Source organism: Acinetobacter harbinensis, from assembly GCF_000816495.1.
Classification (GTDB): domain Bacteria; phylum Pseudomonadota; class Gammaproteobacteria; order Pseudomonadales; family Moraxellaceae; genus Acinetobacter; species Acinetobacter harbinensis.
Genome location: NZ_JXBK01000001.1, coordinates 2,128,574 through 2,140,626 on the forward strand (window position 1 = coordinate 2,128,574; position 12,053 = coordinate 2,140,626).

11 protein-coding genes are annotated in these 12,053 nt (G+C 41.2%); 4 read left to right on the top strand and 7 right to left on the bottom strand.

All coding sequences use genetic code 11. The features are described 5' to 3' along the window. Nucleotides 1-65 precede the first annotated feature (65 nt). The gene (uvrB, locus tag SE27_RS09965) at nucleotides 66-2,090 is read right to left on the bottom strand and encodes an excinuclease ABC subunit UvrB (protein ID WP_039623007.1); all 2,025 of its coding nucleotides are present in this window, start codon (nucleotides 2,088-2,090) and stop codon (nucleotides 66-68) included. A gap of 371 nt (nucleotides 2,091-2,461) precedes the next feature. On the opposite strand from uvrB, the gene SE27_RS09970 reads away from it, so the two are divergent. Together SE27_RS09970 and SE27_RS09975 are read left to right on the top strand one after the other, a co-directional pair. Next, nucleotides 2,462-3,250, top strand: coding sequence for an A1S_2505 family phage non-structural protein (locus SE27_RS09970; RefSeq protein WP_039623009.1), 789 nt, complete (start codon nucleotides 2,462-2,464; stop codon nucleotides 3,248-3,250). Between the two features lie 182 nt (nucleotides 3,251-3,432). Beyond that, nucleotides 3,433-4,902 (top strand): sensor domain-containing diguanylate cyclase, encoded by a 1,470-nt coding sequence (locus SE27_RS09975; RefSeq protein WP_039623011.1) that lies wholly within the window; start codon nucleotides 3,433-3,435, stop codon nucleotides 4,900-4,902. 123 nt (nucleotides 4,903-5,025) lie between these two features. Here SE27_RS09975 and SE27_RS09980 read toward each other — a convergent pair whose 3' ends face one another. Beyond that, on the bottom strand, nucleotides 5,026-5,205 hold the full coding sequence (locus tag SE27_RS09980) for a hypothetical protein (protein ID WP_039623015.1): 180 nt from the start codon (nucleotides 5,203-5,205) through the stop codon (nucleotides 5,026-5,028). A gap of 415 nt (nucleotides 5,206-5,620) precedes the next feature. On the opposite strand from SE27_RS09980, the gene SE27_RS09985 reads away from it, so the two are divergent. Then, complete coding sequence (locus SE27_RS09985; RefSeq protein WP_039623017.1) at nucleotides 5,621-6,703, top strand: OmpW/AlkL family protein; 1,083 nt, start codon at nucleotides 5,621-5,623, stop codon at nucleotides 6,701-6,703. A gap of 202 nt (nucleotides 6,704-6,905) precedes the next feature. On the opposite strand, the gene sthA is transcribed toward SE27_RS09985, so the two are convergent. Further along, the gene (gene sthA, locus SE27_RS09990; RefSeq protein ID WP_039623020.1) at nucleotides 6,906-8,321 is read right to left on the bottom strand and encodes a Si-specific NAD(P)(+) transhydrogenase; all 1,416 of its coding nucleotides are present in this window, start codon (nucleotides 8,319-8,321) and stop codon (nucleotides 6,906-6,908) included. A 209-nt stretch (nucleotides 8,322-8,530) separates the two neighbouring features. Here sthA and lipA point away from each other — a divergent pair, with 209 nt between their 5' ends. Then, on the top strand, nucleotides 8,531-9,544 hold the full coding sequence (gene lipA / locus SE27_RS09995; RefSeq protein ID WP_039623021.1) for a lipoyl synthase: 1,014 nt from the start codon (nucleotides 8,531-8,533) through the stop codon (nucleotides 9,542-9,544). 161 nt (nucleotides 9,545-9,705) lie between these two features. On the opposite strand, the gene miaE is transcribed toward lipA, so the two are convergent. The 4 genes from miaE to SE27_RS10015 are packed head-to-tail and all read right to left on the bottom strand — an operon-like array spanning nucleotide 9,706 to nucleotide 12,023. After that, entirely contained in the window at nucleotides 9,706-10,359 is a 654-nt protein-coding gene (gene miaE / locus SE27_RS10000; RefSeq protein ID WP_039623022.1) for a tRNA-(ms[2]io[6]A)-hydroxylase, read from the bottom strand. Nucleotides 10,360-10,369: 10 nt separating this feature from the next. Further along, nucleotides 10,370-11,095, bottom strand: coding sequence for a pyridoxine 5'-phosphate synthase (gene pdxJ / locus SE27_RS10005; RefSeq protein ID WP_039623024.1), 726 nt, complete (start codon nucleotides 11,093-11,095; stop codon nucleotides 10,370-10,372). A 16-nt stretch (nucleotides 11,096-11,111) separates the two neighbouring features. Further along, nucleotides 11,112-11,819 (bottom strand): DNA repair protein RecO, encoded by a 708-nt coding sequence (recO, locus tag SE27_RS10010; RefSeq protein WP_039623026.1) that lies wholly within the window; start codon nucleotides 11,817-11,819, stop codon nucleotides 11,112-11,114. Nucleotides 11,820-11,831: 12 nt separating this feature from the next. Then, the gene (locus tag SE27_RS10015; RefSeq protein ID WP_039623970.1) at nucleotides 11,832-12,023 is read right to left on the bottom strand and encodes an NF038104 family lipoprotein; all 192 of its coding nucleotides are present in this window, start codon (nucleotides 12,021-12,023) and stop codon (nucleotides 11,832-11,834) included. Nucleotides 12,024-12,053: the final 30 nt, after the last annotated feature.

The window sequence follows — 12,053 nt, forward strand, 5'->3', positions numbered from 1 at the left end:
AATAGCGATAATCGGCAACTTTTGCTGTAGCGTTATGTAATGAATTTGCAATAAAAATCATTCACCTAACTTAACAACTGGGCTTTTAATCGGACAATTTCATCACGTAACCGTGCAGCTTGCTCAAACTGTAATTCTTTCGATGCTTTTAACATCTCTTTTTCCAGTTTGCCCATGTGCTTGGCCAGTAGTTTCGGGTCCGCCAGAATATGCCGCTCATCTGCACTTAAGGCACGCGCTTGAGCCGAAATATCGCCTTCAATTTGATCATCGGTTAACACTTCACCGGTATCAATGTCTTTATTATTTTGACGCGTGGTACTGCGCGGTGTAATGCCATGCAGTGTATTAAATTCAATCTGTTTGGCACGACGTCGGTCGGTTTCATCTATGGCGCGCTGCATGGAATCGGTCACCCGATCGGCATATAAAATGGCTTTACCTTTTACATTGCGCGCTGCACGGCCGATGGTTTGAATCAAGGCACGTTCAGAGCGCAAGAAACCTTCTTTATCGGCATCAAGAATGGCCACCAAAGACACCTCAGGCATGTCTAGGCCTTCACGTAACAAGTTAATACCAATCAATGCATCATGCACGCCCGAACGTAGCTCATGAATAATTTTCACCCGCTCAACCGTATCAATATCAGAATGCAGATAGGCCACTTTAATGCCGTATTCTTTTAAATAAGAGGTTAAATCTTCCGCCATACGTTTGGTTAAAGTGGTCACCAACACGCGTTCATTTAAATCTTTACGTAAATTAATTTCAGAGAGTACGTCATCGACTTGGGTCAATACCGGACGAATCTCAATCTGTGGATCAAGCAGTCCGGTAGGACGCACCACTTGTTCAGCAATTTGCTCCGCCCGTTCCAATTCATATTTGGCCGGTGTGGCACTCACATAAATAGTGGTGGGCACAATCCGCTGCCATTCTTCAAACTGCATCGGCCTGTTGTCGAGCGCACTGGGTAAACGGAAACCATAATTGACCAAGTTTTCTTTACGCGAACGGTCACCTTTGTACATGGCACCAATTTGCGGCACAGTCACGTGTGATTCATCAATAATCAGTAAAGCATCGTCGGGAATATAATCAAATAAAGTCGGTGGTGCTTCTCCCCCCGGACGGCCCGATAAATGCCGAGAATAGTTTTCAATGCCGTTGGTATAACCCAATTGTTGCATCATCTCTAAATCATAACGGGTACGCTGTTCAATGCGCTGCGCTTCTAATAACTTGTCGTGTTGTTTAAAAAAAGCCAAACGCTCTTTTAATTCTTCACGAATGGTGCCAATGGCGCGCTGCAAATTGTCTTTCGGGGTAACATAATGGCTTTTGGGATAAATCGTAACGCGTGGCACTTTGCGTACCAATTTGCCGGTTAATGGATCGAACCAGCGAATGGAATCAATTTCATCATCAAACAATTCAATCCGAATTGCGTTTTGATCAGATTCGGCAGGAAAAATATCCATAATTTCGCCGCGAATACGATAAGTACCGCGTAAAAATTCCAGCTCATTGCGCGTATATTGCATCTCCACCAAACGACGAATAATATCATCTCGGCTGACACGATCGCCCTGCACAATATGCAGCAACATGCTCATATAGGCATTCGGATCACCCAAGCCATAAATTGCTGAAACCGAAGCCACAATAATGGCATCACGGCGCTCTAATAAGGAACGCGTGGCCGATAGACGCATCTGATCAATATGGTCATTAATGGCCGAGTCTTTTTCAATAAAAGTATCTGAAGATGGCACATAGGCTTCGGGTTGATAATAGTCATAATAACTAACGAAATACTCAACCGCATTGTTGGGAAAGAACGACTTAAACTCACCATACAACTGCGCAGCCAAAGTTTTGTTATGCGCCATGACAATGGTCGGACGCTGCAATTGTGAAATCACATTGGCCATGGTGTAGGTTTTACCTGAACCAGTAACACCCAATAATAACTGATCGTGATAGCCTTTTTTGACGCCACTGACTAATTTTTCAATGGCTTGCGGCTGATCGCCAGCAGGTTGATAACTGGTCACCAATTCAAAAGGTTGTGGTCTATCCTGCATACTATCCATCTTCAACGACATAACTGTTATTAGTATGAGGGCTAAAAAGCAACATGCAACATCAGTCGATTTATATTTATGTAGTTGAGGAAACGTAGCTGACCACTTAAGTGCTATCTCTTGCTTCAAGCCTAAATAACAGCATCCAATATTAGCCCATCCATTTCAGCGCTTAATATTGGACTTAATTTGTATTGCATGAGACTGCTGCGCTAACTTCAGACCGATACGCGTTTTTTATGCTCTAGCACTGGCTTTTATCCAATAAAATCTAGCTGTTGAAGCACATTGTTAAAATGCCTATCTTTTCCTTGACCATTTGTCATTTCAATTGCACCATCAAGCTATGTCCATCACGATTACATGCGCTTATGTCATATCTCTATCACGATGAAAATATTATAAAAAGCTTGGCTGAAGACACCGTCTTTGTATTTGGCAGCAATATGGCAGGCGACCATGCCAGTGGTGCAGCACGGACTGCGCAGCAATTTTTTGGTGCATTAAAGGGCGTCGGGCGTGGCTGGTCAGGTCAAAGTTTTGCCATTCCCACCATGAATGAACATTTACAACAAATGCCATTGTCGCAGATTCAGCACTATATTGATGATTTTAAAATTTACACCAAAAATCATCCAAAAACCAAATACTTCATTACCTCGGTGGGATGCGGAATTGCCGGCTATAAAACAGAAGAAATTGCCCCGATGTTTAAAGGTATTTCACACAATGTCATTTTACCGCAGTCTTTTCGGCCTTTTGTTGAAAGAGCTTTACCCAAGCTTAGCCAACACTTTTTAAAAACGGTATTTAGTGATGCGGTGATTTTTTCCACCCGAGAGGAAGAGGTCATCCTTCAACTGGATTTATCCGAAAATGAAAAAAGTGCCGCGCGGATTATTCTAAATACTCAAACCTACCCCACCGACAGCAATGGTCGTGATCGTATTTTTGAAATTTCAGATATCTTACACGCCTTAAATGGCAAAATCTTTGAGTGGCAAAGTAACTCTGAAGGCCCCATGCTGTTTGGAGGGGCTATTTTAGCGCTGCTTGAGTTGTACAACATTAATGAAAAAGATTTTATTGATGTCTGGCAAGGTAAACGTGAAATTGCTGCGCCGAAGCCTGAAAATAAAGCGCGTAAAGTGACGCGCTAGTTACTCTTTATATAATCCTTGGAAAAGCCAATTCAAATATTGGCTTTTTACCAAAATTTAAAATTTAGTGATCGTTTTCTCGGTTATTAAATATAATCTTTTCATGCTCACATTATTTCCAAAACATTTTTTTCACTTTATACTACATTTATAAATTGATATAAAAATGATGAGCTTGCTAAATGGAAATATTGGATTCACCTTTTTTTGAGTTATCCCCTATTGCCATGTGGCTTGAAGACTATAGCGAGATTAAAAAACAATTTGATCTGTGGCGCGAGCAAGGTATTCAAGACCTGTATCAGTTTCTACAAGAAGATGAAACACGCATTTTAGACTGTGCAAAAAAAATTAAAATTCTAAAAGTGAATGCTAAAACCCTCGATTTATATGAAGCGCAAGATTTTCAACAGCTGTGTGACAATCTAAACTTAATCTTTAAACAGGACATGGTCAAAAGCCATATTCATGAATTGGTGGCCTTATGGAATGGAGAAACGCATTTTGCCAATTCTGCGGTGAATTACACCTTAACGGGACAGCGTTTAGACATTCAGCTCAAGGCCATTGTTTTGCCTAATTATGAACATGATCTATCTCGCTTACTGATTACCACCGAAGACATCACTGCTTATGTTGAGGCGCGGCAGCTCGAAGAAAAAAACCGACATCTGGCAGAAGCACGCTTTAACTATTCGCCTACCTCTTTATGGATTGAGGATTTTAGCCGTATTAAAACACGACTAGATAATTTACGTGCACTCGGCATCGAAGATTTCAGTACATTTTTAGATGTACACGGCGAATTCATCAATGAGTGTATACAAGATATTGTACTGGTTGATGTCAATCAGGCAACCTTAGATCTATTTGGTGCACCCAACAAAGATGTGTTGTTTAAAAATATCCATCTGATTTTTGCCCAAGAAATGCGCCAAACTTTTCGAGAACAACTGATTGAGTTATGGAATGGCCATATTCATCATCGACGTGAAGCGATTAACTATGCGCTCGATGGCAGTATTCGTCATGTCTTGCTGCACTTTACTGTATTTCCAGATTATTTAGACAATTGGTCGATGGTACAAGTGGCTTTGACCGATATTACTGCACGCAAAAAAGCTGAAAATTATTTAGAGTATTTGGGCAAACACGATGTGCTGACCAAGCTGTATAACCGTTCCTTTTATAGCATGGAAATCAACCGATTACAGCGTAATATGTTACGCCCAGTCTCCTGTATCTTTATAGATATGAATGGTCTAAAAGAAGTAAATGATTGTTTAGGCCATGATGCTGGCGATGCTTTATTACAGCGCATGGGCAATATACTGAATCAATTGATCCATCAAACCTTGTATTCTGCCTCTCGAATTGGCGGCGACGAATTTGTGGTGCTGTTGCCAGGCGCTGATGAATCCGCCCTTCATAATTGCTTACAGACGTTACAAGAATTACTGCTGGTGGATAATCAATTTTATTCCAGTCAAAAAATCAGCCTGTCTATTGGTCACACCACCCATCAAGCAGGAGAACACATGGAAGATATGCTCAAACGTGCAGATCTGCTGATGTATGAACAAAAAAGAGCCTATTATCTGGAAAATAGCAGGAGAAAATCGGCTGAATCAGAGGACTCAAAACGCTGCTGAAATCAGCTTAATATTCTCATTCAACATCTAAAAAATTAGATTCAGTCTACTTTTAGCGCTGATTCTAAAAAATAAAAGACAATAAAAAACCATGGTCATAGCCATGGTTTTTTATTGCAAAGCTTAACGCTTGCCAAATGAACGTCTAGTACCACGTGGTGGCATCCATGTCCGATCAGCATAGCGCTGCGGAGGTGGACGAACATCATCTAATATTTCATCTGGATTTTGCTCATTCTCTTTTTTCATCGGGAAAGGCAAATTTACCAAGGGTTTTTTCTTGGTATTCTTTGGGGTGCTCATATCAGTTACTCAACAATTTACAAGGCATATTGTACGGAAAAATAGCTCTAAGTGCGAGATCGGATTTTTAAATCCTCTAAATAGCCTTCTTTTTATATTCTATAAGCGTCATTTTAAACTGATGTCCTGTTTGATTTAAAGCTCATCTATCTATAGCAGCATGCCTAAAGCTTAGCAGTGGATGAGGAATTGGTTTATTCACTTTAGCTTTAAACTGTCTATCATTTTATTAAACGATTCAAAAACCGTATTACAAAATAACAAAACATCGCCCAAGCGACTTAAACAAACCCGCCAAATAATTACAAGAATGCAACTGGACGTCTATTTTTCGATAACAGTTAAGTGATTTTTCAACTATATACTGCCGGTTAGAAAAAAACTTATAAATGTAAAATGGACATGGAGTCCCCCAATGAAAAAATCGTTACTGTGTATCGTCTCGTCTCTTGCCGTTCTACCGACCCTAAGCTATGCCGAATCGCCCTATTTTAGTCTAAAAGATGGTGATGGCTTTAAACGCTTTTCTGTTTCTGTTGGTGCACTACATGTGATGCCGCAAGGGAAAGCACAGCCCTTTCAGGTCAATACTTCGGTTAAAAATGGTGAAGTTTCCGCCAATGGAGATATTCAGGTTGATACGGTATTAAACAATTTAAACCCTAATGTTAACCAAAGCGCACTTGCCGGTGCATTAAAATTTTTGGGCTTTTTCAGTGGCGGTAATTTAGGCAGTGGGCTCAGCGGTAGCTCAAAAATTCAAGGTTTAGAGCAGTGGGATAATTCAGGCACAGGCTTAGAAGCTGAAGATGTCACCACGCTAGGCTTGATCAGTAATTATTATTTTACAGATCATATTTCTTTTGAAACCAAGGCCGGCATTCCACCCAAAGTAGACTTAAAAGGCCAAGGTAAAATTTACGCACCATTTTCTGCCGTCGCAACACCCCAAATTGGCAAGCTACCTATCGAGTTTGCAAACATTGATTTAAAGAACGATATTTTCATTACCGATTTAGGCGCAAATGGTGCAGCAGCTTCAGCACGTGCGTGGACACCTGCATTTGAACTGCAATATCATTTTGGCAAAACTGGCGTGAATAAATTCCGTCCTTATGTCGGGCTAGGTATAATGTATGCTTATTTCAGTGATGTTGAAATTAATCCGCAAACTGAAAAAGACTTAATTGCAGCCGGTCATATGATTGCCAATATCAAAGAAGGCAATGCCGGTGCGTCTTTAGAAGGCAAGTTAAGCAAGTCCAATCCTCAAGTTGATGTAGAAGCCACCGATGCCTTTGCACCTATTGCAACCTTGGGTTTCACTTATGACTTTAATGACAAATACTTTGCCACCGGCTCAGTGTCGTATGCACATTTAAAGAATGAAACCATTATCACTGTGACGGATACTAAACATGGCGAATTGATCCGCTCTCAAGCAGATATTGAAATTAATCCGCTGTTGGTCTATGCCGGTGTAGGGATGCGCTTCTAAGGATTTTTCTGTATCACGCTATTAGCAAAAAGACGATATTGCATCGTCTTCTTGCTTTTAACGCGTCTTTCTCATACGCATAACCTGCACAAAAACCGCTAAAGTTGCTTCATCCATCGCTATCCTTTTTCTAAATTTATCAAAATAAAAAAACCGCCAATTTAGATTAGCGGTTTTTTTATTTTAGGCACAAGCATCTAGGTTAGAACAAACGGTTCATACCATTTAAGGTGGCCACGCGATAGGCTTCTGCCATGGTTGGATAGTTAAATGTAGTTTCCACAAAATACTTAATCGTGTTGCGACCACTGTTCATAACAGCTTGACCAATATGAATAATCTCGGCCGCATTATTACCAAAGCAATGTACCCCTAGAATCTCTAAGGTATCGCGGTGGAATAAAATCTTCAATTCACCGACGGTGTCACCGGTAATTTGCGCACGCGCCAAATGACGAAAAGAGGCTTGGCCCACTTCATAGGGAATTTTTTCTTCAGTCAGTTGTTGCTCAGTTTTACCAATTGATGAAATTTCTGGAATGGTATAGATACCAGTTGGAATATCAGTCACAGGTTTAACATTCAGCTCGCCACTCATATTGCTCCCTGCACAACGACCTTGGTCATAGGCAGCAGAGGCAAGCGATGGCCAACCAATCACATCACCAGCAGCGTAAATATTCTCCAATTCCGTTTGATATTGATCATTCACCGTAATTTGACCGCGACTGTTTGGGGTAATGCCTACATTTTCCAAGCCTAAACCATCGGTATTACCCGAGCGTCCGTTACACCATAAAATAGCGTCGGCTTTAATTTTCTTGCCACTTTGTAAATGTAGGATCACATGATCATCAAAGGTTTCTAAATGATCAATTTGCTCATTGTGACGAATTAACACCCCTTGCTCACGTAAACGATAAGACAAGGCATCTGAAATTTCATCATCTAAGTAACTGAGCAATTTAGGCTGGGTATTAATTAAATCAACTTTATGATCTAAACCAATGAAGATTGAGGCATATTCACAGCCAATTACACCAGCGCCATAAATAATGATTTTTTGAATGGAATAATCTAAATCTAAAATTTTGTCTGAATCAAAAACACGGGAGTGATTAAAATCAAGTGTCGCCGGACGATACGGACGTGAACCCGTCGCGATCACCAATTGTTTAAAGATGATGGTTTCTTTAATACCGTCATCCCCAAAAATCAATACAGTATTCTTATCTTGGATATAAGCACGACCATGATAAATATTAATTTTATTACGATCGTAAAAACGTGAATGGGTATCTACTTGTTGCTGAATCACGGTGTGTGCATTACGTAGAACTTGTTTCATCGTGAACTGTTTCCAGTCGCCTACTTTTTGAAACATCGGATCACGTTGATAACGAATAATACTGGAGACTGTTTGACGCAATGCTTTACTTGGAATGGTACCCACGTGGGTACAGTTACCACCTAACTGCTCACGCATATCAATAATTGCAACGCGCTTGCCTGACTTAGCAAGTTTCATTGCTGCGCCTTCACCCGCTGGGCCTGAGCCGAGAACTACCGCATCATACTTAACGAAAGTCCCACTAACGACCTCTTTTTTACGTGGCATTCAACGTTCCTCTATTCAATACTGGATCTATCTTGGGCATATTATGACGCAAATGAGGGTAATTTACTGTATTTACCTAGCATATATTGTGTGATGACTACATTTCTTAAATGAATACCGTTTTCGCCCTATTTAGAGTGAAGTCCGTTATAATAAAAGCGCTAAGATGTCTAGCATCTCCCCCGTCAAAAACAGTGGAAAAGTTGAATATGTCTGAGAACCGTAAACCAGAACAGGGTGTCAAACTTCGTGGCGCAGAGAAAGTTGCCCGTATTCCTGTAAAAGTTATTCCTACGGTTGAAACGCCACGAAAGCCGGATTGGATTCGCGTTAAAATGGCGGCACCGGACGAAGTTCAACGCATAAAAACCACCTTACGCGCGCAAAAATTACATACAGTTTGTGAAGAAGCGGCTTGCCCTAACCTACCGGAATGTTTTGGTGGTGGTACTGCAACCTTTATGATTATGGGTGATATTTGTACCCGTCGTTGTCCGTTTTGTGATGTGGCACATGGTCGCCCCAATGCACTTGATCCAGATGAACCGAAACACATGGCTGAAACCATTGCCAATTTGGGTTTAAAATATGCCGTGATTACCTCGGTGGATCGCGATGATTTACGTGATGGCGGCGCACAACATTTTGTCGATTGCATCAAAGAAGCACGTGAATTGAGTCCAAAGACCTTACTTGAAATTTTAGTTCCCGATTTCCGTGGTCGTATGGATGTGGCATTACGCATTATGACGGAATGCCCACCAGATGTGTTCAATCACAATATTGAAACCGTACCGCGTTTATATAAAGCCATGCGTCCGGGTTCTGATTATCAGCACTCTTTAGATTTGCTGAAAATGTTTAAAGAATACTGTCCCGATATTCCGACAAAATGTGGATTAATGGTTGGCCTTGGCGAAACCGAAGAAGAAGTGTTGGCTCTTTTGGATGATCTGCGCGCCCATGATGTAGACTATATTACCATTGGTCAATATTTGCAGCCGTCTAAAGAACATGCCCCACTGGATCGTTTTGTCACCCCAGAAGAATTTGAGCGTTATACTGCCCATGGTCAAAAGCTCGGCTTTAGAAATATCTGGGCGGCACCGATGGTGCGTTCAAGCTACTTTGCAGATCGTCAATATTACGGTGAACCAGTGCCTGCGGTACGTCGCAAAGCGGATCCTGCCAAAAAAATTAGCGTTCAGGCCATTGAAGCTTAATTAAGCTTTCCTTAAAAATAGACAACATTATTTCTGCCAATTTAATTGATTTAGATTGGCATTTTTATTTCTAAATTTTTATCCAAACAAGCAAAAATAACAGAGGTAAAAAATCCTCTATTCAATGAAAAACCAAAAAATAGAGGTGTATTGCTAAAACGTTAAGCTACTTTTGCCGGTACACCACTATGAAAGCGGAAAGTATCATCTAGAGATAAGATTAACTGCTTTTCCACTTCACGAATATGGGCGATACGCTGTTGAATATCCTCTTCAGGATCTTTCATCTTGGATTTTTGAGCCATCTGTAAGGCCAGCGCCAAATAATCCTCAAAATGACGTGATTCAGATTTCAATAAATAGCGGTAATATCGTCCGAGTTCTTCATCCACCAAAGCTGCCAGTGCATAAAAACGCTCACAAGAACGCGCTTCCACAAATGCACCAATAATCAGCACATCAATGAGCGCTTCAGGCTCATAGGTACGAATTTCCTTACGTAAAATAGCAGCATAACGACCAGCACTCAGTGCTTGCCATGCTTGCCCACGCTTGGTCATTAATTCAAGCACTTGCTCATAATGCAGCATTTCCTCGCGCACCAATTGCGCCAGTTTTACTTGTAAATCCGTAAAAAAGCTGTAGCGGAACATTAAGTTCATCGCTGTGCCCGCGGCTTTTTTTTCACAATTGACATGATCTTGCATCAATAATTCTAGATTATTTAATGCTTCATCCAGCCATGCTTGTGGTGTTTCACAGCCCAAAAAGCCAAGCACTGGCTGCATGAGTTCTTGATAATTGATTGTCGACATAATTTAAAACTTATCTGGCAGCTTTAATGACTGCTTTCATGTGTTGAACGGCTTGAACTAGACCGACAAATACCGCGTCAGCAATAATTGAATGACCAATGTTCAGTTCATGAATCTGTGGAATTTGTGCGATAGGCGTGACATTGTCAAGGTTTAAACCATGACCGGCATTGACCACCAAACCTCGGGTGGCTGCATATTCCGCACCTTGAATAATGCGTTTTAATTCATCTAACTGCGCAGCATCCGTTGCTGCATTGGCATAAGCACCCGTATGCAATTCAATCGTCGGTGCGCCGCACGCAATGGCCGCATCAATTTGTGCAATATCTGCATCAATAAACAAAGACACATCACAGCCAAGTGCAGTTAATGCTTGCGTGGCGGCTTTCACCTCTTCAAAATGTCCGACCACGTCTAAACCACCTTCGGTGGTGACTTCTTCGCGTTTTTCCGGCACCAAACAGACATGCTGCGGTTTAATTTCTTTGGCAAATTCCACCATTTCAGCGGTGACGGCCATTTCTAAATTCATATGGGTTTTAAGCAAAGGACGCATACGACGCACATCATCATCTTGAATATGACGACGGTCTTCACGTAAATGCAGCGTGATGCCTTCAGCTCCGGCCTGTTCACACATCAAAGCAGCATGAACTGGATCTGGATAACAAGTTCCACGTGCTTGTCGCAACGTCGCCACATGGTCAATATTTACACCAAGCAATGCAGCCATAATAATTTCCTAACGATCATTGAGATTGAGTATTTTGAATCCACAATTGACGGCTTTTCAGCGGTCGATCACCCAGCAGTGAAGTAATCATCTGCCGATATAGTTGGGTCAATAATTGTAACTGCTCAGGGTTAAAATCCCTACCTTTTTCATAATCCAACATCGACAGAATTTGTAGGCCTGTTAACGTCGCACGCGATTGCTGCGCCACAGCAATAAAACCCTCATTCAATTGAAAGATATAATTTTGCTGTGCTTGAATCGGTTGTTGCTGCGCATCGCTACTAAAATCCAGTGCATAACCCAATTCTGCTAACAGTGTATGTTCAAACTGACGCAAGATTTGTCTTAAAAAAAGATTGGGCTGCGCATGGCCAGCCAAATGTTGTAGCTGTTGCAAAATGTGATGATAGTGAACAAAGCTGTGCGGCATTTCAACTTCAATGGCACATAAGCGTAACAACAATTCATTCAGATAAAAGCCAGAAAAAAATGCATCACCAAAGAAAAAAATCGGCTGATTGACAATTTCGAGTTTGGTAAAGTTTTTAAGATCAGATTTTCCCGAGGCTTGTAAGCAAATCGGTTGATATTGCGGTGGTGGATTTTGTCTTAAAATTCCATCAATGCGCCCATATTCTTGGGTAAATAAATGCACAATATGGCTACGTTCGCGATATTTACGATGATGAATGAGGTAGCCATGCAACAGCTCATTTCGCATGAATGAGGCAGTCTAGTCTTTTTTCTTTTTAGAATCTGAATCTTCATCATCGCCATCTGGAATAATGGCGCCAACGACAGCAGCAGTACCTTTAACCACACCTTTGGTGGTTTTATAGACCACTTTTACAGGAACCGTCACCAATTTATGAATACAGCCTTGTAGAAATAACATACACACTACAACTGCTAATACTTTCATGATGACCATTCCTATAAAAGAGTTTTATTTCTG